At 41.0% G+C, this 25,736-nt stretch carries 20 protein-coding genes and 1 pseudogene; 19 read left to right on the top strand and 2 right to left on the bottom strand.

All coding sequences use genetic code 11. The features are described 5' to 3' along the window. Positions 1 to 869: pseudogene (locus HNQ41_RS16550) on the bottom strand (hypothetical protein); the annotation flags it as partial. A 267-nt stretch (positions 870 to 1,136) separates the two neighbouring features. Next, a complete protein-coding gene (locus HNQ41_RS15955; RefSeq protein WP_184665438.1) occupies positions 1,137 to 2,453 on the bottom strand; it encodes an IS1380 family transposase in 1,317 nt (438 codons plus the stop codon). Positions 2,454 to 3,912: 1,459 nt separating this feature from the next. Between HNQ41_RS15955 and HNQ41_RS15950 the strand changes: the two genes are divergently transcribed. The 19 genes from HNQ41_RS15950 to HNQ41_RS15860 all read left to right on the top strand — a co-directional run bounded on the left by HNQ41_RS15950 (position 3,913) and on the right by HNQ41_RS15860 (position 25,147). Next, positions 3,913 to 5,076 carry a coiled-coil domain-containing protein gene (locus tag HNQ41_RS15950; RefSeq protein WP_184665437.1) on the top strand — a complete coding sequence of 388 codons (1,164 nt, stop codon included), beginning with the start codon at positions 3,913 to 3,915 and terminating at the stop codon, positions 5,074 to 5,076. A gap of 7 nt (positions 5,077 to 5,083) precedes the next feature. Next, complete coding sequence (locus tag HNQ41_RS15945; RefSeq protein ID WP_184665436.1) at positions 5,084 to 6,379, top strand: hypothetical protein; 1,296 nt, start codon at positions 5,084 to 5,086, stop codon at positions 6,377 to 6,379. Positions 6,380 to 6,391: 12 nt separating this feature from the next. Next, positions 6,392 to 7,549, top strand: coding sequence for an ATP-binding protein (locus HNQ41_RS15940; protein WP_184665435.1), 1,158 nt, complete (start codon positions 6,392 to 6,394; stop codon positions 7,547 to 7,549). A gap of 14 nt (positions 7,550 to 7,563) precedes the next feature. Further along, entirely contained in the window at positions 7,564 to 7,941 is a 378-nt protein-coding gene (locus HNQ41_RS15935) for a hypothetical protein (protein WP_184665434.1), read from the top strand. 17 nt (positions 7,942 to 7,958) lie between these two features. Continuing rightward, positions 7,959 to 9,233: an SH3 domain-containing protein gene (locus HNQ41_RS15930; protein WP_184665433.1), complete on the top strand. Its 1,275-nt coding sequence runs from the start codon at positions 7,959 to 7,961 to the stop codon at positions 9,231 to 9,233. 280 nt (positions 9,234 to 9,513) lie between these two features. Then, the gene (locus tag HNQ41_RS15925) at positions 9,514 to 9,711 is read left to right on the top strand and encodes a cold-shock protein (protein ID WP_184665432.1); all 198 of its coding nucleotides are present in this window, start codon (positions 9,514 to 9,516) and stop codon (positions 9,709 to 9,711) included. Between the two features lie 378 nt (positions 9,712 to 10,089). After that, positions 10,090 to 10,446: an ArsR/SmtB family transcription factor gene (locus HNQ41_RS15920; protein WP_246421757.1), complete on the top strand. Its 357-nt coding sequence runs from the start codon at positions 10,090 to 10,092 to the stop codon at positions 10,444 to 10,446. Beyond that, entirely contained in the window at positions 10,446 to 11,471 is a 1,026-nt protein-coding gene (locus HNQ41_RS15915) for a permease (protein WP_184665431.1), read from the top strand. Before HNQ41_RS15920 ends, HNQ41_RS15915 begins: the two co-directional genes overlap by 1 nt. A gap of 21 nt (positions 11,472 to 11,492) precedes the next feature. Continuing rightward, positions 11,493 to 11,729, top strand: a complete 237-nt coding sequence (locus tag HNQ41_RS15910; RefSeq protein WP_184665430.1) for a thioredoxin family protein — start codon at positions 11,493 to 11,495, stop codon at positions 11,727 to 11,729. Positions 11,730 to 12,657: 928 nt separating this feature from the next. Beyond that, entirely contained in the window at positions 12,658 to 14,451 is a 1,794-nt protein-coding gene (locus tag HNQ41_RS15905; protein ID WP_184665429.1) for an alpha-glycosidase, read from the top strand. A 112-nt stretch (positions 14,452 to 14,563) separates the two neighbouring features. Beyond that, positions 14,564 to 16,276 carry a glycoside hydrolase family 13 protein gene (locus HNQ41_RS15900; protein ID WP_184665428.1) on the top strand — a complete coding sequence of 571 codons (1,713 nt, stop codon included), beginning with the start codon at positions 14,564 to 14,566 and terminating at the stop codon, positions 16,274 to 16,276. A gap of 343 nt (positions 16,277 to 16,619) precedes the next feature. Further along, positions 16,620 to 17,039: a DnaA N-terminal domain-containing protein gene (locus tag HNQ41_RS15895; protein ID WP_184665427.1), complete on the top strand. Its 420-nt coding sequence runs from the start codon at positions 16,620 to 16,622 to the stop codon at positions 17,037 to 17,039. 389 nt (positions 17,040 to 17,428) lie between these two features. After that, positions 17,429 to 18,430: a LacI family DNA-binding transcriptional regulator gene (locus tag HNQ41_RS15890; RefSeq protein ID WP_246421754.1), complete on the top strand. Its 1,002-nt coding sequence runs from the start codon at positions 17,429 to 17,431 to the stop codon at positions 18,428 to 18,430. 164 nt (positions 18,431 to 18,594) lie between these two features. After that, positions 18,595 to 19,971 (top strand): ABC transporter substrate-binding protein, encoded by a 1,377-nt coding sequence (locus HNQ41_RS15885; RefSeq protein WP_246421752.1) that lies wholly within the window; start codon positions 18,595 to 18,597, stop codon positions 19,969 to 19,971. Positions 19,972 to 20,036: 65 nt separating this feature from the next. After that, positions 20,037 to 20,939, top strand: a complete 903-nt coding sequence (locus tag HNQ41_RS15880) for a carbohydrate ABC transporter permease (protein WP_184665426.1) — start codon at positions 20,037 to 20,039, stop codon at positions 20,937 to 20,939. 6 nt (positions 20,940 to 20,945) lie between these two features. Then, positions 20,946 to 21,800: a carbohydrate ABC transporter permease gene (locus tag HNQ41_RS15875; RefSeq protein WP_184665425.1), complete on the top strand. Its 855-nt coding sequence runs from the start codon at positions 20,946 to 20,948 to the stop codon at positions 21,798 to 21,800. 52 nt (positions 21,801 to 21,852) lie between these two features. Continuing rightward, entirely contained in the window at positions 21,853 to 23,331 is a 1,479-nt protein-coding gene (locus HNQ41_RS15870) for a GH32 C-terminal domain-containing protein (protein ID WP_184665424.1), read from the top strand. 29 nt (positions 23,332 to 23,360) lie between these two features. Then, positions 23,361 to 23,987: a YesL family protein gene (locus HNQ41_RS15865; RefSeq protein WP_184665423.1), complete on the top strand. Its 627-nt coding sequence runs from the start codon at positions 23,361 to 23,363 to the stop codon at positions 23,985 to 23,987. 215 nt (positions 23,988 to 24,202) lie between these two features. After that, positions 24,203 to 25,147, top strand: coding sequence for an aminoimidazole riboside kinase (locus tag HNQ41_RS15860; RefSeq protein WP_184665422.1), 945 nt, complete (start codon positions 24,203 to 24,205; stop codon positions 25,145 to 25,147). Positions 25,148 to 25,736: the final 589 nt, after the last annotated feature.

The raw sequence follows: 25,736 nt of genomic DNA, 5'->3' as shown, positions 1-25,736 counted from the left end.
AATTCAACATATTTAGAGATAATGTAAGCAATCCCTTCCTTGGTTAGCTTTTTATTTTGGTTATTTGTAAAGAGAGGATATTCATTCTTCCATGATTTATCCAACTTATGTTCTACAGTGTGAAAAACGTTGTTGACGGCTCTAACTTCATCGTTTGAGATGAAGGTGTTTTCTTCGTTTATATCAGAAGGATCATCATTCGATAGGGGAGAAACGGCTGCTGTTTCATCCCCATCTTCACTGTCTTCTTCAAGTTCGATTGGGGCATATACCGTATAGTCCAATCCATAATAACCGCCGCTGTAACGCACGTTATTTCCTCGAAGTGAGTCTGTTTTATAAAGGTCTTTAAACGATTGGTAGGCGTTTCTTGCGTTTCTACTGTCATCCCCCTCGACAATTCTGACCATCAATTCAAACATTTCTTCTAAATCACTTTGCCGATAAGTATCATACCCATCTCCTTTTAAGAACGCTTCTTTCGTCCCTAACGTGGTGTACCCTAGGTAAATACCGGGTCTGATGTGATGCATTCTCCTTTCTAATAAATCTGTGTAATCAAATTCATCTTCCTCGAGAATGGGCACGTCATATTCAGGGGCAAGGTAGTTGTAAATACGCCAAAATTCCTCAATTGATAAGCCGCTTGATCGGTCAATGCCTTCTTCCTCCATCCATCCCTCTAGGTCAGTGTTAGAATGAGAGGTTTCCGGTGAATCAGCTGATGCAACGGCTGTTGATTCATCCTTATCTACAAGTGTAATTTTTTGTCCGGTCATTTCTGCGTAAAGGAATAATCCTATGACAACGATTGTGACCATCAGTACGCTCATGATAGATGCTAATGCAATAACGTGCCGTCCTTTCAAACCACTCATCCCTTCGTCAGTCATCAAGCTTATTTCACAGATTGTTAAAACACATTGTAAAATCAAAAATTATCCTGAATTATTCATACTTCCAAGAAAGAACTTAAGTTGATATGAAATCGAATGATTATACTAAAATGTGAAGGTCATTCCAAAGATGGTGAAAGAGTAAAGTCATCATCACCGAAAAATCCTGATTTTTGGACACACGTCTCCCTTGGTCTGTAAATAAGTTTTTGAAAATAGGGTATATTTGAACGTCGTTTCTCACTCCAGCTTTAACGCTTGGATCCGCTGGAGAACTTTCCAGAAAAATGCTTGATAGACAAAACTGGACGATAGCTTGAAATAAAGGGAGCGCCCAGATTTGACCAATTTGCATGCAACCTTAATCACTCTGGTACGTATGGTCTGAACCTGCATGCTTTTCTGTTCCTCCGGAAAACATAGGCTACGCATCCAGTTGGTCAAGTTATACGCAAGCAGACTGAGCACCATCCTTGCTTCGTTGGCCTGGAAGGAATGACTGCTCATTCTATCCAGATCGAATCCGTCTTTCGCTTCCTTGATAAAGTTTTCCATGGTGCCTCTTTTTTGGTAAGATCGGACAATATCCTTAGGCGCAAAAGTGCTTGTAAGGTTTGTGACGAAGAACGAATATGTAAAAAACAATTCGCCCGCCGGGCGAACGGATTGGATAATCACTTTCCTTGGTTTAGGCCATGACTTCGCCTGATATTCCGTTTCTAAAAAGTGACATTCCGTCCTTGTCATATCGGACGGAAAAGTGGAAGGTTGAAGCTCATCAGCCAACCGCTGCAGGTTGGGATTGGATTTCAATCGAATCACGTAATAGACGGATTCAGCTTCACATAGTTCGTACAGTTCTGGAACCGCAAAACCACTATCCCCACGAAAGAATGGGGTTATTTCCGGAAACTTTTCATTGTAATGGGCGATGAGAGGTTTGACAAAATCTACTACACCCTTGGACGTGTAGACATTGCCTGGACGGAGCTTAGCCTTCAGAAAATCGCCTGTAACACCATCAAAAGCAACCAAAGGGTGAAAACCGACGGTGCCATAATGGGTATTGAAAGCCGTTGATTCTTGGTCACCGTATGTATCCGCATGGGTCGAATCCAAATCAAAGATCAGTGCCTCGGACTCTCTATATTGATGGACTTTATCTAAAAGTTCCTGGTTAGCTCGATGTAATTGTTCGATCGATTGGGGATCAAACCGATCATAAAAGCGTGACAAACTGGGTTGAGAAGCTAAAGCATCTTTTTCTAGGAGTTGTGTGAAAACAGGATCATGAGTCAATTGATCGGCTGCATCGTCCTCAGCGTAACCGGCGATGATTTGATAAAGCTTTTGATGTAACAAGTCTTCATTGGAATGAACATAGTACTTTCTTTCGTCGTTGAGCTGTAGATGGTTCGCTAATGTATGGGAAAAACTGATTTTTTCATCGAACTCCCTAAATAACAAAGTACCCGTATCTGAGGAGAGTTCACCCCCATTATTGGATAATTTGATTTGACGGTTGAAATCGAGTGTCATTTTCGGTAAAGTAGCCATTGGAAGAACCCTTTCTGTTGGTTTTTGTTGGTACTTTAACCGTAACAGAAATGGGTTCTTTTTTCATTTATGAGGTGAACGGTCAACTTAGCGTGAACCCTTGGTGTACAAGGGGGTGGTCATTGACCTAAGATTCTCTGTGAATAATTCAGGATTATGTAAATATGTATAAATACCTTGTTTAATTTTAGCATAATGTTCCGTTTAATGTCGTAATTTGATCCAAAAGACAAGAGAAGCACCGGAAGCACGGGGGCGGAGCTCGTTAGCGGGATTTGTAATTATAATGTAATAAATAGAAGTGAGTGAAGTTCAATAGATTTAGTAGCATAAAGAGAAATAAAAAAATGAAAAAAATACAGATACGATGAAGCAATCGAAACAGCTCGGGGGGAGGGAGGTGAAATCATGCAGGACACGGCCCTTCCCCAATTTAAACAACTAACTGAAAAATTAGAACAAGCCTTCCAACCATATATTTCTGCTTAAAGAAGAATGTTGACGTCCTTGCTGACAGGATCCCGACCCGTTTCTTTTTCACTGAACATGCATTTCGGTGATGAAGAAACGTTTTTTTTAAGAGCACAGTGACGGTTTGTGTTAGCCAGATATGAAATCATTGTAATGCAAAGGAGAGGAAGCACAGGGACGGAGCTTGTTTGCCAGTTTTGTAATCATTTTGTCATAGATTATATGAGCTTATGAGCAGGTATCAGAATGAAGCTTACGACGAAGCTATAGTGATGGATTTCCTGCTCCCATATCAAACCCAGATGTGAAGGCCCTGGGGCAGCTCTAGTGTAGAGAATGCCCCGATTAAATCTCTCCCCACCATATAAGTATGATGATTTCCGTAAAATGGGGGATTTTTTATCAGATTTTAACATCGACGGGTCGATTGTTAAATGGATCGGCAAAGGTCCCTTAACACTCATGTCGGATTCGATTGCTAAAAACGTCCTACCGAACCGTAAAACGATGCGTTATATAAACCATTTCCTGCCTTTTAAACCTACAGGTTGTTTTTTCGAGTGAACGTTTCGTATGAACAATACCTTAGAATAAAACATATATACAGTCGACTTACGAGCGAACAAATCGTTGAAAGCACCGACATTGAAAACGTCGGATAGACTATAAATTTTCGACTTAAGAGGTCTTCGGGTTTAAAGCCTGGTGAAACGAAACTTATGATTTTTTTAGAATTGCAGTAATAGAGCGCCCACAAATCAGCTTTCAAAATGACACCTCAGCGCCCCTACAAACCCTAAAAAAATACCCCCCCTCAGTAATCTCCTTTTTCCGGAAATGTTTATATAGTGACCCCCCACCTTGAACAAATTAGATATCCCCCACTTCAAATCGTGTCGAAAATGATAGGAAGATTGTGTGAAAAAATGGTATAATAGCGTTTTAAATAAGATTATTTTCCTAGGTTAAAAGTTAGGGGTGTCAATCATTGGACGTTATTTTAATCGTTATGCAAGTGATTCTACTAATTGGTGTAGGGGCGCTTGTGATCCATGGACAAAGGATGAAAAAGCAATTATCGAAAATGAAAGAATATCAAGAACTTAAGGCGGAAATGAAGAAGGATTTGCAAGAGGAAGGTAAGCAAATTGCAACGCGTCTTCAACAAGAGATTCAGTATCGGTTCCAAATGTTAACTGACGAACAAAAAACGGAAATGAGCGAGCGTCAATCAGCGGCCAATCAAGAGTTACAAAGGATTGGAGGGCGCGTCACAGAAGAAACAGAGCGACGCATTGAAGAAAAGACACAACAATTGCTCGATCGCTTTAATGTCTACATAGAAGAGGAAGAGCGAGAAATCAACGCTTGGTTGACACATGTGCAACAAGAAGACAATCGTGCGAAAAAGGTCGATATTCTCGAATCAGCCATCAACAAACATCCGTCATCTAGAAAGCTTGTTGAAGGATATATTGCGGCCATTCAACCATTGACTCAAGCGACAAACGATCGTATTCGCAAAAGTGCCATTGAGCGTATGCAGCGCACATTACGTGTGTTTTTGGATCATTGTCAGGCGGAAGATTTCACTTATGCCTTTGATCAGCTAGATGCATCGTTGAAGTTAGGCAACAACTATATGAATGAAGTGGAAGGAAAACGTGCCGATCACCTCAACGCAACGTTGAAAAAGCTTGAGTCATATATGAACAAACTTGATAAAAACGGTTCATTATCAGAGGCAGATATCGAAGAAATAGAAAAACTAGATTCAGCGCTCGACCGTTCTTTTCTTGCTCAAGACGAGGCACAAAAAAAGCGTTATGAAGTGATATCTAAGAAGCTGATGGATTATTTCACAAACCAAGCACCGAGTGAACAAGAAAAACGCAGCTACAATTTCAAAGCACTGCAAGCGATCAAGCAAGCACATGAATCGTTTCTTAGTCATGAAAAAGAAGCAAAGAAAGGGACGAACATCCAAAAATACAGCCGCTTACTTGGCGGATGGGATATGGACCGATTCTATCCTGCGACACAAGTGTATTATCAATCCGTCTATTCAGATATCTTTTCGAAGTTAGAAGCGCAAGTTAAGCCCGAGTTCACAAAGATGATTATGAATTCAGACCAACAAACCGTAGGGTGATCCACAGATGACAATATTGCGAAAAACGCGAACCAATCAGCGTAGGTCCTCGTCGAACCGAAAAGGGGAACTGGTAGCGACGACATATATCGGCACGCAATGGATGGCTGATAAAGCGATCTATGAGCCGAGTGAGTTGGAATACCTCAATTATGAAGAAGAGACGACTGGTTCGTTTCAAGATTTGATGGATCGTTTGCAATCATCAGATTACACGTCAATGGATTCGGCCAGAAATGCAGGCGTGCAAAATGAATGGGAAGTTTATCAATTTTTTGCCCAAGACGAGGTAAATGCGCCGAACGAAGTCTTTCAGTTCATTGGTAATGACGGAAAGGTCGATTATTTTACAGATGAAGAGATTGAACAAATCGCTTCATGGGAAAGAGGAACGCCTTATCCTATTGATGACATAGAAGGCCATCATATGGAAGTCGTTCACAAAAATCCGAATGATTTCGAGCTGGCAGCAGACCATGAAAACATTTTGTTTGCCACTTCAGACGCGCATCACGAGCACCTACATGCGGGCAACTTCCAAAACGAAACGGCGCAAGAATATTTCGGGATGCAAACGTCGGCTCAGGAAAAGCTCGAAATGACGTTAGTGCACCAGCAAAGCGAAATGATCCCTGGCGTGTTTTCTTATGGAGCGATATCCGTCGGCGGGACGGCTGCACTGTTTGCAATAACAGGGCTTGTCATTGAAGGGATCAAGTTGAAAAACGACCCACGGCCGTGGATGGTAAAAAGGGAAGAACTGATCCGACAAGGGGTTTCCCTGTCAGTGATGGGCGGGGCGTTAGGGCTCGTCGGTTATACGACGAACACGACGTTCAGCCATCTGCTTGCAGGGGTGTCACTGCCTATATTAGAGCAGTCATTTACGGACATATTGGCGTTAAACGGTGCGTTTCTTGCGATCACCGTTACGAGTGGCTTGCTGAAATATATGTACGACAAAAAGAACGGCATGGATGCTGAAGAAGCTCGTCAGAAGTTTGAGAGCGTCATGAAAGTTGCTGTTACGGAATTTGCCGTTTTCCAAGCGATTGGCGTCGGTGCAGACGTGGCTACAGGATTAGCTTCTGACGTACTTGGTGATGCGTTGATCCCCGACCCGACAGGAGTACTCATCGCTGCGCGCCTCGTTTACAGTTTAGGGAAAGCAGGCATGAAAATGAATGATGTTTATGAGCAAAAGCAAAGCTTACAGTTATGTCGCAAAGAACGTTTTACCCAGTTATTTTACGATGCCTTTTACGAAATTGATGGTCAAGGACAACCAAGGATAGGACAGTAAAGGAGTACAAAGATGTTTCGAAAAAAGCAAAACGACATTCAAGAAGTGCGCCGAAAAACGATTCAAAAAGATTTTACGATTAAAGATCAAACGTGTTCCATCATCATTGAAGGTGCGCCTTATGCTTCGATCGATGGAGAAGAACGATTGTTAGACGACGGACTTCTCAAGCAAATGACCCAACATGTTGCAAAGTCGATCGAACAATATACAAGCAAATATTACCCTGTGCCAAAAAGCATTCATATTTCGAATCAAGCGCCTAGTGAACAGGAAAGCGAACCGTCTACACATCGTACAGAAGAAGACGCGTTTTTAGACGTTGAGCACCCAACGGTTTCCTTAGACGATGTGTATATCGACGAAGAGATGCGTCAACAACTCGACTCGGCGTTACTTATCGTTAAGCATCACAAAACGTTATTTGAGGATTGGGGCTTAGACCACCGCACCGAAACAGGAAACAGCGTCATCTTAAATTTCTTTGGTCCTCCCGGGACAGGGAAAAGCATGCTCGCGAAAGCGGTGGCAGGAGAATTAGGCCAAAAGCTATACCAGGTGAATTACGCGGATCTTGAGTCAAAGTACGTCGGAGAGACACCGAAAAATATTAAAAAAGCCTTTCAAAAAGCGAAGGAAGAAGAGGCGATCCTCGTGTTTGATGAAGCGGATTCTTTCCTTGGCAAACGGCTGACAGACGTCAATCAATCAGCTGATTACGGGGTGAATATTACGCGCAGTGTAATGCTCATGGAGCTCGAACGATTTGATGGCATCGTTATCTTTACGACCAACCTCGTTGACAACTACGACGACGCGTTTCGCCGCCGCATTTTAGCGAATATTCCATTCACCTTGCCCGATGAGAAGGGGCGTATGTCGATTTGGTCCACTCATTTATCTGCAGACCTCCCGTTGGAGAAAACGATTACGCCGTCCGTTCTCGCACATAAATACACAAACCTTACAGGCGCGGATATAAAAGATATGACCTTATTCGCTGCGATTAATAGTTTGAAAAACGAACGAAATGCCTTGGAGATATCGGATTTTGATACAGCATACACGTACATTCAGCATCGCTACCCGAATCAGCCAAAAGTAAATGTCGTTAAATCCGAAACGATCACAGAAGAGGAGTACCAACAAGAGGTTCAATCACAGTCATAAAGGAGGAAGAAAGCGTGCTAAACTTTTTGAAAAATACAGCAAATGCGATCGGTTGGGTATTTAAAAGAGCGTTAAAAGGGATTGGCCGTTTCGTCGTGAAATTCTGGGAAGGCGTGCGCGACTGGTTGAATAACACAGCCGCAAACTTTGTTGAACGCCACCTTGGTTATAGCGCCCGCAATCGCATGCACAGAGCAACCGCAAAAATTGATCGTTTTATGGATAAAATTCGTAACCGAACGGTTGTCTACACGAAGAAAAACGAGCTGGATAACACTTACGACAAAGTGACGATGGAAGCTGAAACTGACTTCTATGAAGTCGATCAAGAAGTGCTCGATAAAATCAATCGCGAAGGGCAAATGGTTGAAGAACTCAACTATCGCCAATAGTTTGGTGGCATAATCTGATGTGGAAAACAACCAATGTCATTCATGAAAAACAAAAAGATACAAACCCAGATTTGTACGTAAAGCGAGCAGAGCAATGTTTGGCATCAGGATCCTTTGAACAGGCATTGAAAGAGTGCGATGAGGCGATTCGTTACAGCGGTGGTAAAAGTCATTATCTATTTGAAAAAGTGAAGGTTCTCCACAGTATTAATCGCCACTCGCAGTGTAGGCAAATGATTGAAGCTTACATTTCACAGTTTCATCGTGACTTCTATGAAGCGAAACTAGCCGAAGTCTATCAATTATGGAATGGGTCATTGTGTGGGATGAAGGTGGCACTTCAACTCGATAGCGGGGTTCGTTTTCCTGAAGGTACAGTATATATGAATAAAGTGAGACAGCGAAGCGGGTTGAATATGGGTGTGGTCTGTTTTCGTAACGGTGACATCTATGCTGGTGAGGTATTCGATGATGTACCTCACGGTTATGGCACTTTGTTTTCCGAACAGCAAGTCGATTGGAAAGGTCGCTGGAAGAACGGACGTAAAAAACGCTTCCATAAGCGTTGGGTGCTGTTACTTCTTGTGGCTTGGTTCTCGTGGGACGCTTTCTTTGGAGACAATGACTTTGATGTTGTTGACGACATCCGTGGATTTTTCCCCTTTGGCGAGGAGGCCAATGAGGAAGAGGACGAAGTGGATACAGGAAGAGGCGCTGAGCTGCTATTTTTAGATGTAGAAGGGGCGAACGTGCGGTATGAGCCTCATCTAAATAGTGGTGTTGTCACAACTGTTATGGAAGGGGAAGACTTGTTTTACACCGATGACGTTGCCTATGATCACGATGGTCGTTTATGGCTATCTGTAAAAACGTCCAATGGTGAATATGGATGGGTAAGTGAATACGTTATTGATAACATTCCAGGTGATGCAATGAATGCAAATGAAGATGCGGTTCACCAAGAAGATGATATGGTCTCCCCGTTTGAAAACCCAGATGAGAGCCCAAACGACGAAGTCATCGAATTCTCCGATGGAACGGTTTATGAAGGGGAAGTAGAGCAAGGCACGCCGCATGGGTATGGCAGTTTTACATGGGCGAATGGCGATACATATGAAGGCGATGTGTACGACGGTCTCCGACATGGCTATGGGGTCTATGAATTTTCTGACGGATCCTTCTACGAAGGAGAGTTTGTCGACGGAGACTTCCATGGCCACGGGATCTTCTATTACCCAGAGGGGAGTTACGTCCAAGGGCAGTTTTACGAAAATGATTATGTAGGACCTTAAATCGGGTTTATTTATAACACTATTGCAATACCGAGCGAAGCACAGGGACGGATCGAGCGACCTTGTTCGGTCGCTCGATCCGTCCCTGTAATTCCACTTAAAAGATTTCAAAAAAAGGGTATCTTTATTTGGGGTTATGGGTTATACTAAAGTTAGCTAATTGATGTTCGGATATGAAAGAAAGATGAAAGCTTTAACAAGTAAATTCCTCTGGATTGATTAAATGAAGAGCACAACTAGTAATAAATTGTGGGCAAAACCCACACAGGAGGAATTTTCTATGACACAAGGTACAGTAAAATGGTTTAACGCAGAAAAAGGTTTCGGTTTTATCGAAGTTGAAGGACAAGACGACGTATTTGTTCACTTCTCAGCAATTCAAGGTGAAGGTTTCAAAACACTTGAAGAAGGCCAAGCAGTAAACTTTGATGTTGAGCAAGGTCAACGTGGACCACAAGCTGCAAACGTACAGAAGTAATATGAAAAAAAGCCCTATGATTAGGGCTTTTTTTTTGACGTTTTTTGGGGGAAGCAGGGACGGGAAGCGCGGGGACGGAGTTTGTTATCCGGTTTTGTAATCATATTGTAATAAATGATCACCTTAATGAAGAATGTTAGCATCCCTGCTGCCAGGATCCCGACCCGTTTCTTTCTCACTGAACATGCATTTCGGTGATGAAGAAACGGGTTTTTTGTCATTTTGGATTGAATGATCCAATTTTCCATGCTCGAGAAACTAAATCCATACCAACCATATCTTGTCATAAAAATGTCAAAACTATAAAACTAGTAATATAGTTTTGTTAGTGTGAAAATGATATATTTAATAGAGATCATAAAAAGGCAGGTGAGAGGCATGGCAATGAATGAGTGGATGATTTTAAATAAGGAAGAATGCGAAGAACTTTTAAAAGAGACGCAGGAAAAGTTCTCTTACCTTAAGGAGGAGGAAGAAATCAATGCGAAAGCTGCCTTCTTTAAAGCGCTTGGTGACGGCACACGCCTTAAAATTGTGTCTTTATTAGCTATGCGGGAATGTTGCCTTTGCGAGCTGGTCGAAGCTCTGGGTAGCAAGAGTTCAACGGTGACTCACCATCTTAAACTTTTGGAACGAGGAGATGTTATCCAGGCGAGGAGAGAGGGGAAGTTCACCATATATACATTGAACCCTTCTATTAAGAACATGGACCTTCTTTTAGGAGGGGAAGACTGATGATGGAGATTTTATATGCCGGATGGCAGTTTCTTGTGGAGTATTTTACCTTGCCTCGAACCATTACGTTAACGATTGTCTTCTTTATTTCAGGAGCGATCGCTCAGTTTATGTCGCAAGGAGCGGTGCTTAAGTATTTTGGACCGAATGCTAAGAAATCTGTTTCGTATTCGATGGCCTCTGTTTCAGGTATTATCCTCACAGTCTGTTCGTGTTCGGTGTTGCCAATGTTCACGAGTATTTGGAAAAAAGGGGCAGGTATCGGTCCTGCTGTCACGTTTCTTTTTGCCGGCCCTGCAATTAACCTGCTTGCGATCACCTTTACGTTCAGTTTTATCGGTGTAGACATAGGGGCTGCCCGAGTTGTGGGTGCGGTTATATTAGCGATCATCATTGGATTCATTATGCAGCTTATCTTTCAGAAGAAAGAAGACAATACAGACAAAAATGCTAAGATGTTTGAGGTAAAAGACGCTTCTCCGAGAAATACCTGGCAAAACGTACTGTTCTTTTTGACGCTTTTGGTTATGTTACTGTCAGGTATGAACATGCCTCTCGTGACGCTTGGGGCATTAGTCATACTAGTTATCCAGCTTGTGCTGTTTTTCGACAAGGATGAATTGTGGAGCTGGTGTTTAGAAACATTTGATTTGGTTAAAAAAATCATTCCGCTGTTCGTCGTAGGGATTTTTATTGCCGGTGTGATTACGGTATTAATACCGGAAACGTTCATGTCAGCCGCAGCTGGTGAGAATACGGTTCAGTCAACCTTCCTTGCCTCAATTTTTGGCGCGTTCATGTATTTTGCCACACTTACAGAAGTGCCAATTGTGAATAGTTTTCTTGATCTAGGCATGGCTAAAGGGCCTGCCCTTGCCCTTCTACTTGCAGGGCCAACGATGAGTTTGCCGAATATGATTGTTGTTTCAAGAGTTATGGGCCTTAAGCGGGCAGGAGTTTATATTGCTTTAGTTATTGGGTTTACAACATTGCTTGCTTTTCTTGTAGGCGTGCTATTCTTTTAAATAATATGTGGAGGGATAATGATGAAAATTGAAATTTTAGGAACCGGTTGTGCAAAGTGCAAAAAGCTAGAAGCAAGAACTAGGGAAGCGATAACTGATCTCGGTCTCGAAGCGGAAGTAGTTAAAGTGGAGGACTTGGAAGACATCATGAATTACGGAGTGCTGAGCACCCCTGGCTTTGCTGTTGACGGTGAAGTCATTACTACCGGTAAGTTACTGAGTGTCAAAGATATAAAGAAACATCTGTCAGCAAAATAATTTAAGAAAGGAAAACAAAGGGACGGATCCAGTTAGCCAATTTTGCAATCTCATTGTAATCTTTCATTGAATGAAACATCCTCTAAGCGACTAAAACCACCTGAACATTGATATCATTCATGTTCAGGTGGTTTTCATTATGGATATCCGTACTAACTGTTTCATTGTGTTGTTACATACAAAGTTTTTCATAGTTACGTGTGTTGGTTGACTTTAACTATGCAAACGAGTGTCCTCATTTGCAATATCTTGCTATACTTCTGATTGACAGTCTTGATCATCATTGAATTGAGAGGAAAAGTACCTGGTAGCTTATTAAAACAAAGGGACGGATCCAGTTAGCCAATTTTGCAATCTCATTGTAATCTTTCATTGAATGAAACATCCTCTAAGCGACTAAAACCACCTGAACATTGATATCATTCATGTTCAGGTGGTTTTCATTATGGATATCCGTACTAACTGTTTCATTGTGTTGTTACATACAAAGTTTTTCATAGTTACGTGAATTGGTTGACTTTAACTATGCAAACGAGTGTCCTCATTTGCAATATCTTGCTATACTTCTGATTGACAGTCTTGATCATCATTGAATTGAGAGGAAAAGTACCTGGTAGCTTATTCAGGTTTCGACCCACCCTTGTCCACTTGTCTCTACAGACCTTTCACTCGTGTCATACAATAATCGAATTGTCTTCTTCTCATGGACGCGCTTACATTTGTCGTGGTATACTAAGTTCACCATTTCTTATCGGTTTAAGTGAAGATAAGAAATGTTTATATTACCTGTTAATGCAAGCGTTTGCACATACCACCCCCGCGCCCCGCCGAAAACTAAATACGTCATGTGAATGTTTCTAGCAATCTTAAAAATCGTGTTTAAGAAAATAATCCATAGATTCTAAACTTTACAGGGAGGTTTTTAACGATGTTATTGGAAGCGATTCACCACCAACCAAAATCCCATTATGCCTATGCTTACGACCGGGAAACGGTTCATATTCGCGTGCGAACAAAGCGGGATGATGTTGATCATGTCCACCTCATTTGGGGAGATAAGTACAACTTTCAACCGGAAACGATCACCACACAAGAAATGAAAAAAGTTGCCAGCGATAGGTTATTTGACTATTACGAAACGGAAGTGAAACCTCCATTCCGTCGTTTAGCGTACGCTTTTCGCTTTGATAAAGATGAAAAACAAGTTTACTATAACGAGCTTGGATTTAAAGAAGGCAGCATGAACTCGTCGGGTATTGGTATGCTATGGTCCCCTTCAGGAATGTTTGAATTTCCATTCTTAAATCCTGTCGATGTCAACGAGCCACCTGAATGGGTGAAAGATGCGATTTTCTATCAAATCTTCCCAGAGCGTTTTGCTAATGGAGATCCTTCGCTGAACCCTGAAGGTGTAGAAGCATGGACTTCTGATGCGGAACCGAAGAGAGACAATTTTTTCGGTGGTGACTTACAAGGTGTGATCGATCACTTAGATTACTTACAGGAACTGGGTATTAATGCCATCTATTTTTGTCCGATCTTCGAAGCGTTCAGCAACCATAAATACGATACGATCGATTACATGCGGGTTGATCCTCATTTTGGCGATAATGAGTTGGCGAAAAAGATGGTCGCTGAAGCCCACAAACGCGGGATTCGCGTCATGCTCGATGCGGTGTTCAACCATTCAGGCTACTACTTCCCGCCTTTCCAAGACGTATTGAAAAATGGAGAAAAATCGCGTTTTGCTGACTGGTTCCATGTTCGTGAGTTTCCGTTAAAAACAGAACCAGAACTGAACTATGACACATTTGGCTTCGTCGCTTCTATGCCAAAATTAAACACCGAGCATCCTGAAGTGAAGGCGTATTTACTCGAAGTCGCCCGCTATTGGATTGAAGACATTGGCTGCGATGGATGGCGCCTTGATGTTGCCAATGAAGTTGATCACCAATTTTGGCGAGAATTCCGCCAAGTTGTGAAAAAGGCGAATCCTGAAGCCTATATTCTCGGAGAAATTTGGCATAACTCGAACGCTTGGCTTCAAGGTGACCAGTTTGATGCTGTCATGAACTATCCTGTTACAAACAGTATCTTAGACTTCTTTGCAAAAGGGGAAATCGATGCGAATCAATTTATGGGCCGGATCCAGGAAATGCAAATTGCTTATCCACAACAAGTCAATGAAGTCTCATTTAATTTACTAGATTCCCACGATACACCGCGTTTGCTGACGGTCGCTGATGGCAGTAAAGAACTAATGAAGCTGGCGGCGCTATTCCAACTGACGTTTACAGGAACGCCTTGTATTTATTACGGCGATGAAGTCGGTATGGATGGCGATCACGACCCAGATTGCCGTAAACCGATGGTATGGGACGAATCTGATCAAGATCGGGATTTATTCACATTTTACCAACAAATGATTCAGTTAAGAAAACAATATCGTGCACTCCGGGACGGTCGTTTCCGTTTCCTTTCTGCCCAAGAAGGTACAGCTTATACCGCTTACGAACGGTCCGACGACAAAAACACGTTCATCATCGCATTAAACAGTAGCGACGAGAATGTCCAGTTTAGCCTATGCGATCTTAAAGATGGAACTTACGAACGCGTGTTGATTGACGGCAAGAAGGAAAATGAAACGTGGAATGTGAAAGACTGTTCTTTGAACGTTGAATTAGCCCCGTTTGAAGCGTTGATCTTAAAAAATAAAGTTTAATTGAAGACGTAAAGCAGAGACAAAGCGACGCCTTGGATTTTTATTATAGGTGGCGTTATGAAAGGTTCTATAAAATAAAATCAACTTACGAAAATAAGTGGAGGTATTGGTAATGGAAAGAAATTGGTGGAAAGAAAGCGTCGTTTATCAAATTTATCCGCGAAGTTTTAATGATAGTAATGGGGATGGGATTGGCGATATCCCTGGAATCATAGAGAAGCTTGATTACTTAAAATATTTAGGGATCGATGTCATTTGGCTTTCTCCAGTTTATCAATCTCCAAATGATGATAATGGTTATGATATATCTCATTACGATCAGATTATGGAAGACTTCGGAACGATGGAAGACTGGGAACATTTATTGGCCGAGGTTCATAACCGAGGCATGAAATTAATCATGGATTTAGTTGTTAACCACACGTCTGATGAACATGGATGGTTCCAGGAAGCGAAAAAATCAAAAGATAATAAATATAGAGAGTATTATATTTGGCGCTCAGGAAAAGAAGACGGCAAAGAACCTAACAACTGGGGTGCAACTTTCGGTGGCTCGGCCTGGGAATATAATGAAGAGACGGAAGACTATTATTTGCATTTATTCAGCCCGAAACAGCCGGATTTAAATTGGGAAAACCCAGAGCTTAGGGAAGAAATATACACGATGATGCGTAAGTGGCTCGATCGTGGAATAGATGGATTCCGAATGGATGTTATCAACTTTATTTCTAAAACACCTGGCTTACCCGATGCACCTAAAGAAGAAGACGAAACGTATGCGTCTGGCGGTCAATTTTTCATGAACGGGCCACGCATTCATGAGTTTCTTCAGGAAATGAATGAAAAGGCATTAAAAGGTTACGACGTTATGACTGTAGGCGAAATGCCGGGTGTCGATGTTGAAGAAGCGAAAAAGTATACGGATTTAAATAGAAATGAATTACAAATGGTCTTCCAGTTTGAGCACATGGATTTAGATTCCGGTCCAGGGGGGAAATTTGATTTAAAACCTTTGGATTTGAGAGATCTCAAGAAGAGCATTAGTCGCTGGCAAACTGGACTGAATGGAATCGGATGGAATAGCCTGTATTTAAATAACCATGATCAACCAAGGGTTGTTTCACGATTTGGTGATGACAAAAATTATCATGACGAATCTGCAAAAATGCTCGGAACTTTTCTGCACATGCTTCAGGGCACGCCTTATATATACCAAGGTGAAGAAATCGGTATGACAAATATTAAATTTGATTCCATTGAAGATTACCGAGATATTGAAACGATTAATTATTATAACGAGCAAGTTTATGAAAAGGGTAGAGACAAGAATGAAGTGATGGAATCCATATACGTTAAAGGCAGAGATAATGCGAGAACCCCTGTTCAATGGGATGATTCACCTCATGCAGGATTTACGACAGGTGAACCTTGGATAAAAGTAAACGACAATTATGAAACGATTAATGCTGAAAAGGCACTTCAAGATGAGGAATCGATCTTCCATTATTATAGAAAACTCATCCAACTGCGAAAAGAACACGATGTGATCGTTTATGGAGATTATGAGTTACTTTTACCTGAGGACGAGAAAGTCTTTGCTTATAAAAGACGTTTAGATGATGATATCCTGTTTGTTCTCACAAATTTCAGTGACGAAACTGTGGAAGTGAATGTTCCTGAAAACATTGAGATCAATCAACCCGAGTTGTTAATTGGTAACTATAAAGGCGAGAAACAATTTAATTCAAAAACGACACTCCAACCTTATGAAGCAAGAGTGTATAAAGGGAAGCATAGGGACGGATCGGGTTCGCCGGTTTTGTAATCTCACTGTAATCATTTTTCTAGTGAATTTAGAAAAGTTTGTTCAACTAACCAAAAAGGTTATTTGTTTTAGCCCCTCTCTAGTAAAAACAGTGTTCTTTTTCAAGGACACTGTTTTTTGTCATGTCCATTTTCCATATTTACCTCCCAAAAGCTTGCTTGTCGTAATCTCAGAAACATTAAAGATGTTTGCTAGCAACTCCAATCATTTGATTATTCTAAGGGATTATGCAAAACCATTATGAAAATCGAAGGAAGGTGTTGGTTTTATTTTCTTAAAACCGGGATGAAGTATAATAAATGGGATATTATAAGGACAAGTTATAGAAAAAGGAGAAATAGCTATGGCTGAGAATGGGAATGAATGGTGGAACCAAGTTCTAAAAAAAATTAGTAACGAAATACCTAAACCAAGCTTCGAAACATGGTTCGTTAAAACTGAAGCGGAGATTGAGGGTAATACTATTATTGTTAAAGCTTCAAATGAATTTGCGGCAGACTGGATTGAAAATCGATATAAGGATTTCATTTTCAAGACAGTAAAAGAAGTGATGGGAGAGGGTTATGAAATTCATGTAGATAATAGCGATAAAGGAAATATGAGAAGTGAAGCTTCATCAAGTTTATCTGAATACGAAGAATTAAAAAGACTGACTAGAGAAACGATCAATCAAGTTTCTGAACTCATTGAAATAAATAAACTGCAAAATGCAAAAATAGAAGCACTTGAAAAACGAATAAGTCAACTTGAAGCTGAGAAATAGCGACAAAGTTGTAAAATACGTTTAATAAAGGCATATATCTTTTCGAATAAAAAGAGAAGAATGCTCAGATCCTGGACATTAAACAATGAGCGCGAAAATGATAAAAACTATAAAAGTGAAAATGGCACAAATCCTTTGACAGCTTGAATGGTTTTGAAAAGGTCATAGTTGTAGAAAGTGATAAAAATATTCAGGGGTCAAGAGATGGCAAGGTAGCTAAAAGCATTTAAGAATAGAGTACTGTTTAGGTTCGTAAAGAAGACCCTATAGAAAAACTTGATACGCACAAATGTAAGCGCTTCATTGACACAGGGAATTTATGGTTGTAAACTGTGAGTAACAACAGTTAAACGTTTACGTAAACGTTTAACAAAGAAAGAGGATGTCTTATGGAACGTATGAGCATTAAGGATGTAGCAAAAAGAGCCAATGTTTCAACCGCAACCGTTTCTCATGTTATTAATGAAACTCGGTTCGTTTCGGAACAAACGAAGAAACGAGTTTATGAAGCGATGAGGGAGCTAGACTACCAACCCAACTCAGTAGCAAGAAGCTTGCGGAGTAGAAAAACAAATACAATTGGGTTGCTTGTACCATTAGTGGCTTCAGATATCTCAAACTTCTTCTTTATGTCAATTGCTAATGGAATAGAACAAGGGTTAAAGGAACGTGGATATAATTTAATCTTAAGTAATTCAAATGAAGATTTTGAGACAGAGAAGGAACAAATTAAAGGGTTTAATACACAACTTATCGATGGACTGATCATAGCCCCTTCACTTGGTGAAGGAGACAAATATGTTGAGTTGATCAATGATAATTATCCAGTTGTATTTATTGATCGTAAAATTGATCAAAGCTTTGGTGACATGATTTTAGTAGATAATAAGGGAGCCACATATCAAGCGGTTCAATCGTTGATAGAAAAGGGACACAAACAAATTGGTATGATTTGCGGGACTTTAGGAGTGACGACAAGTAATGATCGATATGAAAGTTTTCAACAAGTTATAGCTGACCATGAACAGCAAGAAGTTATCTCAACTATAAAAATTGGTATACCAAACTATGAAAATGGTTTTACTTTAGCAAAAGAGTTAATCGACAAAGGTGTAACAGCAATTTTTGTTGCTAATAACATTATGACTGTAGGTGCAATGGCAGCCTTGCAACAATATGGAAAAAAGATTCCACAAGACGTAGCGATTGTTGGTTATGACGATCACGATTGGATGAAGATTACATCTCCACCATTATCTACTGTTAAACAACCGTCATTTGAATTAGGGAAGCGAAGTGTTATGCGCTTACTTGAACGGATTGAAGGAGATAAAGGTCGGAGTCGAATCGAGTATTTACCTTCTCAGTTTATAGAACGTTCATCAAGCTGAAAAATTTCGTTTTAAATAAACGGGATTTTTATTTAATCGTTTACGTAAACGATTACGTAAACGTGTCAGAAAGTACTTATTAAGTTTAGGAGGTGTTGTAAAGGTCTGACTCAGTTGTTCATGTTCTTCATTAATAACAAATTAAAGATTAAGGGGGAAACAAAATGAATAAGAAATGGAAAATGACTTTACCTACATTGGCATTGTTGACAGCTGTTGCGTGTGGTGGAGAAGAAGCCACTGAGACCGAGAATGGAGAAGTCGATGAGAATGGTGAAGAAACAAATGAAGAAACAAATGAAGGAACGAGTGATGATGTAGAAACAGGAGAGGCTGACACTGAAGTTCAGGCAACGGGTGATGAAGATGTTGTCCTAGATTTTTGGATTCACCAAACTGGCGAAGATGAAACCAACTTTTATATTGAGCGTATTGATGCTTTTAATGATGCGCATGAAGACATTCATGTCGACACTGAAATTATTATTGATGATGGAGCAAGTGCTTACAGTGATAGTATCAATGCTGCGTTGGTTGCTGGAGAGCTCCCAGATGTTATGGCAATTGACGGACCATATACAGCAAGTTTTGCAGATGCCGATGTTATCCAATCGATTGATGAGTATATTTCTGACGAAGATAGAGAAGACTTTGTTGATTCGATTATTCAGCAAGGAACATATGATGGTAGCTTATATACGCTAGGAGCAATGGAGGGGTCTGTATCCCTTTTCTATAACAAAGATATCTTTGAAGAAGAAGGGATCGATGTACCAACTTCAGTTGATGAGGCATGGGATTGGGATGAATTTAAAGATGTAGCAGAACAATTAACAACGGATGAGCGTTATGGCTTAAACAAGTTTTGGAACTATGGTATTGGTGAATATATGACATTTTCTGGTGCGCCGTTTGTATGGTCTAACGGAGGAGCGTTGATTGCAGAAGATGGTTCGACAGCTGATGGATATTTAAATGGACCTGAAGCAGTGGAGGCATTTGAATATATTCAATCCTTGTTTGATGCAGGTGTTGTAAGTAATTCACCAGGGGAGATGCAATTTGAAGAAGGTAACGCGGCGATGGCTCTTGGTGGCCCTTGGATTGCAATATCTGCAGAAGATGCTGATTTAAATTGGGGAATGATGCCTTACCCTGTTAAAGATGAGCCTGTATCTCCATCAGGAAGTATGGCGTATGGAATGACGACAAATTCTGAACATCCAGAAGAAGCCTATGAACTCATGGCATGGATGACCAATGCAGAGTCAACAGAAGGATTAGCTGAGGTGACGGGGATGCCACCAGCAAGAGAATCAGCCTTTGAAAATATGGAACGTTTTGAAGAGTTACCATGGAGTGTGATGAAAGAACAAGTAACGGAAACGGCGCGAGCTCGTCCTGCAACGCCTGCATATCCAGTGTTAACAGATGCCTTTGCTGAAATTTATAACGCAGCTTCGTTAGATCAAGACCTTCAACAAGTCGCCGATCAACAGGTTGAGCGTGTTGAACGTGAACTTCAAAGGTTTGCTGATTAATCCACGATTTTAAAGAGAGGGATGTGACGTCCCTCTCTGACTCTAAACAACGGAGTGATTGCATAATGTCACAAAAAAAGCGGGTATTTTCAAAAACGAAAGAAGCACGTGAAGCCGCAACGGGTTACATTTTTCTAGCACCAGCACTTATCTTACTGTCTATTTTTCTCCTTTATCCAATGGGCGTAATGTTTTACTACAGTTTCACAGATTTTTACATTCTCACTCCTGATGATCGCTCATTTATAGGTTTGGATAATTTTCGAGGAATTATTGATGATGCCCAATTTAGACAAGCGTTTTGGAATACGGTTTATTTTACTGTAATTGTTGTTCCGGTTCAAATGGCAGTCGCTTTAGGGTTAGCTTTACTCGTTAATAAGAAGCTAAAAGGACGTACTTTTTTTCGGACCGCATATTTTTCTCCAGTTGTCATGTCACTAGTCGTAGTATCTATTCTTTGGACGTTTATGTACAATCCAAGTGAAGGTTTGATTAATGAATTATTAAGCATTGTTGGTATTCCGGAGCAACCTTTTTTAACAAGTCCTGATCAAGCAATGAACTCCATTATCGCGATGTCTGTATGGCAAGGGGCAGGATTTCAAATGATGATTTTCCTTGCAGGACTTCAGAATATACCTGATCATCTTTATGAAGCGGCTGATATTGACGGTGCTAGCACTTGGCAAAAGTTTTTACATGTGACGATTCCAGGCCTTCGAAACATTTCATTATTTATTTTTATTACGATTACCATTGCCGCCTTTAAACTGTTAGTTCAACCAATGATCATGACACAAGGTGGACCATTAGGGTCAACCAAGTCACTAGTCTACCACATCTATGAAGTTGGATTTAACTATCGTGATGTCGGTTATGCTTCCGCAATGGCCGTAGTATTTACAGTCATCGTTCTAATCGTTGCAATCATTCAACGAAAACTAGCATCAGAGGAACGGGGGTAGGAAAAAATGAAACGAAAACGTATAATCCGACGAATTCTTGTATACATGTTGATGATTTTTCTAGCGTTCATTTTTCTATTTCCTCTAATTTGGATGATTGCTTCTTCTATGAAAGAAGACGTACAAATTTTCAGGGATATGGGATCATTACAGGCATTCTTGCCACCGATGCCAGGAGAAATTGAAGGTGGTTATTTTGAAAACTACCGAATTGCCTTTGAGCGTGCCGATTTGTTTAGGTATATCGTCAATAGTTTGATTTATACAAGTGGAATCATTATTTTTGGCCTCATTGTTAATTCGATGGCGGGCTATGCGCTTGCTCGTTTTCGTATCCCATTCGCCGGGTTTTGGTTAGGTGTTATTATTGCTACGTTGATCATCCCGCCTGAAAGTATCTTTTTACCATTATATGTGCTCGTCTTTAACTTAGGTTGGGTGAATACGTACACGGGACTCATTGTTCCATTTATTGCGAATGCTTTTGCTATTTTCCTCTTCCGTCAGTTTTTCTTAGATTTTCCTAAGGAATTAGAAGAAGCGGCGAAAATCGACGGATGTTCGCAAGTAGGGATCTTCTTTCGTATCATTGTTCCGTTATCTAAGCCGGTCTTTGCAACGGTTGCAATCGTATTGTTTATCAACCATTGGAACGACTTTCTATGGCCGCTTGTTGTTGCTTCAGATGAAAGCATACGGACGATTCAAATCGGTTTGCAGTATTTCATGAATCAAGAACCTGTTGAGTGGGGACCGATGATGGCTGCGCTAACGGTCGCAACGATCCCGATGTTACTTGTCTTTGTCTTCCTACAACGTTATTACGTTCAAGGTTTAACGCATACAGGTTCGAAAAACTAAAGGATATGAAGCTATGAAATAAAATGAAAAAAGCTCGTGGAGGTGCGCGACTGTGTCAAGTAATCCGTTAAAAGAAAAAGAAGATATGAAATTTCATGAATTGTACCGTCCGCAAGTCCATTTTACGCCAGAAGAAATGTGGATGAATGACCCTAATGGTCTTGTTTACTATCGTGGAGAATATCATTTGTTTTATCAATATCATCCGTTTAGTAAACAGTGGGGCCCGATGCACTGGGGGCATGCCGTTAGTACAGATTTATTGCATTGGACCCATTTACCGATTGCTCTTTATCCGGATGAATTAGGAATGATTTTCTCTGGAAGCTGCGTCGTCGACTACGGTGATACTTCTGGTTTTTTCGATGGGGAAGATGGGCTCGTTGCTATATTTACTCATGCTGACCAAGAACACCAACAACAGAGCATTGCTTATAGTCGAGATGCTGGGAGAACGTGGGAAAAGTATGAAGCAAATCCAGTTATTAAGAACCCAGGCGTTGAAGACTTTAGAGATCCAAAAGTTCTTTGGTATGAACCGGAACAAAAGTGGGTCATGGTTTTAGCTGCAGGGCAAGAAGTCTATTTCTATGAATCGAAAAATTTAAAGGATTGGACATATACCAGTAGTTTTGGTGATGGATATGGTGCGCACGGAGGGGTTTGGGAGTGTCCAGACCTTATTGAGCTCCCAGTAGATGGTGGACCGAAAAAGAAATGGATTTTACAAGTGGACATCGGTGAAGGAGCCGTTGCTGGTGGCTCTGGTGGACAATATTTTATTGGTGAATTTGAGGGGAAATCGTTTGTCTCTGATCATCAAGATGTTCGATGGTTGGATTATGGAAAGGACTTTTATGCTACGCAATCGTTTGCCAACGTTGAAGGTGGGAGGTGTATATGGTTAGCATGGATGAGCAACTGGCTATATGCCAATGAAGTGCCGACATCACCTTGGCGTAGTGCCATGAGTATTCCTCGTGAAGTGATGTTAAAGACTGATCATCAAGGAAATGTCATTTTATGCCAGGAACCTATACGTGAATTAGATTGTTTAAAAGCATCCTCTGATGCGAGTCGATCATTTCCATTATTCAATCAAGAAATTCGTTCTCTGCCACAACCACAAGGGCCATTTGAATGGCAGTTGAGTTTAGACATAACAGAAGCTAATGTATTTAAGGCGACAGTATTTGAAAGTACAGAAGAAGGCGTCTCAATTGTATATAACAAGGGAACAGGAAAACTTTATGTAGACCGTAGTCGCAGAGGGGTTAGAAGTTTTTCTGAGGATTTTGCTGAATGTTATGAAGCACCTGTATCTTGTCCAAATGAAGAGCTGAATTTGCGAATCATTGTGGATACTTCGTCCATAGAAGTCTTTGCAAATGATGGGGAAGTGGTGTTGACGAATCTATTCTTTCCTTCACCTGATATCAAAGAATTTCGTATGAGTTTAGAGTGTAAGGAAGGACAACAATTAAATGTTGCTAAGCAACAAATTCAACCACTAAAATCAGTATGGATCTAAATGAAGGATAAATAAGGAAGGGTGAAAGCATGACACGTTCACATAATGGCATTTATATCATTTCAGACTGGCTGATGCGCTTGGCAATGGTGAACTTGTTTTGGGTTTTCTTCACCCTGATTGGCGGTGTCGTTTTAGGTGTTTATCCTGCGACCGTTGCAGCGGCTTCATTATTGAGAGAGTGGATGAAGGGGAGCCGCCCTTCGCCACTTCGTTTTTATAAGCGTGAGTATGTTCGAGTGTTTCTGGCAAGTAACCTGACCTTTTTATTGCTCGTCTTTTTGTTTAGTTTGTCTATGCTTAATTTATGGATTGTAACCGGGTTTACAGGTTTTATCTTTTACTTTTTTGTTTTTTCATTGCTTTTAGTAGTAGCGTTTTTAGTATCTTTAACAATGGGGCTTGTCCTTTCTTTTATGAAAGGGAAAAAAGGGAAAGAAGCACTGAAAGATAGCCTCTACTTAATCGTTATACATCCTTTTCGTATAGTGCCTGTTGTACTCAGTGTGTTCATCACGTATATGCTGTTCAATTGGTTTCCGGGGATTCTCCCGTTTTATTCCGTCAGCTTGGTTATCGCGTGCATTGTTTACGTGTATGAAGTGTCCTTACCTCAGGAGGAAGTTGAAACAGTGGCATCTTCTCGTGTTTCTTAGGAAGCATGAGCAAGTTTTGGGTTAAAATTTACGAGGTGGGATTTAATGGTTTATGAAAAAGAGAAAGCGCTCTATTGTAAATGTATGTGCATCAAGTGTTTGCATCTTTATCGGGCAACATAACGCCATAAAGCAGAGAAACAGGAAGCGGCGATTTACGACGTCGTTTTGAACTTTTGTTGTAACGTGTTGTAACGAATGAAGGAGGTATAAAAATGATTAAAGGAGTCCTTAGTTTAGGTGAGGCACTCATTGATTTTATTCCGATAGATCACGATAATCTTCACTTTCAAAAAAGCCCAGGAGGTGCACCTGCAAATGTTGCCGTCGGATTAGCTAGACTTGGTGCACAGTCGACATTTCTAGGGAAAGTTGGTGACGACGTGCTAGGACACTATTTGAAAGAAACTCTTTCATCCAATGGTGTACATACTAATACAATGTTTTTAACCACCAAAGCGCGAACGGGGCTAACCTTTGTCACCATTGACGAAAACGGTGAACGGTCATTTGATTTTTACATTGACCCAAGTGCTGACCGCTTTTTACAAGAAAGTGAATTTGATTCGTCTTATTTAGAAGGACATAATGTTTTACACTTTGGTTCGATCAGTATGATTAGTGAACCGGCCAAAACCGCGACAAAGCGAGCGGTTGAGATCGCACGCGAAAGAGAAATGATCGTTTCATACGACCCAAATTTACGACTCGGTTTGTGGGAAAATGAAGAAACAGCTAGAGAAACGATTGTTTCAATGCTTGATCAAACCGATGTATTAAAAATCTCTGATGAAGAACTCACCTTTATCACTGGTGAAGAAGAGTTAGAAGAAGGAATGAAAGAATTACAAAAATACAATATTCCGCTTATTTTTGTGACAAAAGGGGCAGAAGGTAGTGATGTTTTCTATGGAGATGGGAAGCATATTCATGTTCCAACGATGAAAGTAGAGACTGTTGATACAACAGGAGCAGGAGATGCGTTTGTGTCCGGTTTATTATATCGCCTTCATGAACGTGAGGAAAGCATCGCCTCTATCACAGAAGAAGAAGCCTATGATATCACACGTTTTGCGAGTGTATCCGGTGCACTAGCTGCTTCAACTAAAGGAGCAATGACTGCCCTACCAACGTATCAACAAGTACAAGGGGAAGTATAGGGACGGATCCGGTTCGCCGGAAGCATAGGGACGGACCGAGCGACCGAGCAAGGTCGCGACATATAGCGGGTGGGATTCCCGTCGAGTAAGAGCTAGCCACTCACTCGTAGCGAGTCTTGGAGGATAGGAGGCAACTCCGATCTTTAAGCGTAGACAGTTAGGTGATGGGCCGTAAGCTACGGTTGAAGGGTTTGAGCCTCGAAATCCCAAATGGGAGTGCTGATACACTGGTCCGTGTAGAAAGCAAAACTTCCTTTTTCGTTAAAGGTAAGAAAAGGAAGGCTCCTCGGGGTCAATGCCCTCGGCACGTCACACATGGATATGTCGTGGCAACTCGGGAGGTCCTAACTGGTCTTCTCTATAGACTTAGAAGGAGTATGGTGTACAAGCGATACAAAGCGAGGAAACCAAAAGCCGGTTAGGAATTCGGAGAGTTTGCATAGTACCAATGAAGTTGGGTAACTCCGATGGAGGAAAGGCGAACTCCCTATCATCATCTTATTTAGGGACACATTAACTACACGCAGAGGTAGATGAAACTAATGGAAACAAAACTGATAAGAATAGAGGAAATAGCTAAAACTCAACC

Source organism: Texcoconibacillus texcoconensis (assembly GCF_014202575.1).
In the GTDB taxonomy this organism is placed as follows: Bacteria; Bacillota; Bacilli; order Bacillales; family Salisediminibacteriaceae; genus Texcoconibacillus; species Texcoconibacillus texcoconensis.
The sequence above is the reverse complement of the archived record's forward strand: the minus strand, read 5'-3'. Positions and strand labels throughout refer to the sequence as shown.

Coding starts and splice junctions, on each gene's coding strand:
- HNQ41_RS15895 (WP_184665427.1), top strand. CDS start 16,620: ATGGCTGAGAATGGGAATGAATGGTGGAACCAAGTTCTAAAAAAAATT.
- HNQ41_RS15865 (WP_184665423.1), top strand. CDS start 23,361: ATGACACGTTCACATAATGGCATTTATATCATTTCAGACTGGCTGATG.
- HNQ41_RS15880 (WP_184665426.1), top strand. CDS start 20,037: ATGTCACAAAAAAAGCGGGTATTTTCAAAAACGAAAGAAGCACGTGAA.
- HNQ41_RS15885 (WP_246421752.1), top strand. CDS start 18,595: ATGAATAAGAAATGGAAAATGACTTTACCTACATTGGCATTGTTGACA.
- HNQ41_RS15940 (WP_184665435.1), top strand. CDS start 6,392: ATGTTTCGAAAAAAGCAAAACGACATTCAAGAAGTGCGCCGAAAAACG.
- HNQ41_RS15905 (WP_184665429.1), top strand. CDS start 12,658: ATGTTATTGGAAGCGATTCACCACCAACCAAAATCCCATTATGCCTAT.
- HNQ41_RS15900 (WP_184665428.1), top strand. CDS start 14,564: ATGGAAAGAAATTGGTGGAAAGAAAGCGTCGTTTATCAAATTTATCCG.
- HNQ41_RS15930 (WP_184665433.1), top strand. CDS start 7,959: ATGTGGAAAACAACCAATGTCATTCATGAAAAACAAAAAGATACAAAC.
- HNQ41_RS15920 (WP_246421757.1), top strand. CDS start 10,090: ATGGCAATGAATGAGTGGATGATTTTAAATAAGGAAGAATGCGAAGAA.
- HNQ41_RS15890 (WP_246421754.1), top strand. CDS start 17,429: ATGGAACGTATGAGCATTAAGGATGTAGCAAAAAGAGCCAATGTTTCA.
- HNQ41_RS15925 (WP_184665432.1), top strand. CDS start 9,514: ATGACACAAGGTACAGTAAAATGGTTTAACGCAGAAAAAGGTTTCGGT.
- HNQ41_RS15875 (WP_184665425.1), top strand. CDS start 20,946: ATGAAACGAAAACGTATAATCCGACGAATTCTTGTATACATGTTGATG.
- HNQ41_RS15910 (WP_184665430.1), top strand. CDS start 11,493: ATGAAAATTGAAATTTTAGGAACCGGTTGTGCAAAGTGCAAAAAGCTA.
- HNQ41_RS15915 (WP_184665431.1), top strand. CDS start 10,446: ATGATGGAGATTTTATATGCCGGATGGCAGTTTCTTGTGGAGTATTTT.
- HNQ41_RS15945 (WP_184665436.1), top strand. CDS start 5,084: ATGACAATATTGCGAAAAACGCGAACCAATCAGCGTAGGTCCTCGTCG.
- HNQ41_RS15955 (WP_184665438.1), bottom strand. CDS start 2,453: ATGGCTACTTTACCGAAAATGACACTCGATTTCAACCGTCAAATCAAA.
- HNQ41_RS15860 (WP_184665422.1), top strand. CDS start 24,203: ATGATTAAAGGAGTCCTTAGTTTAGGTGAGGCACTCATTGATTTTATT.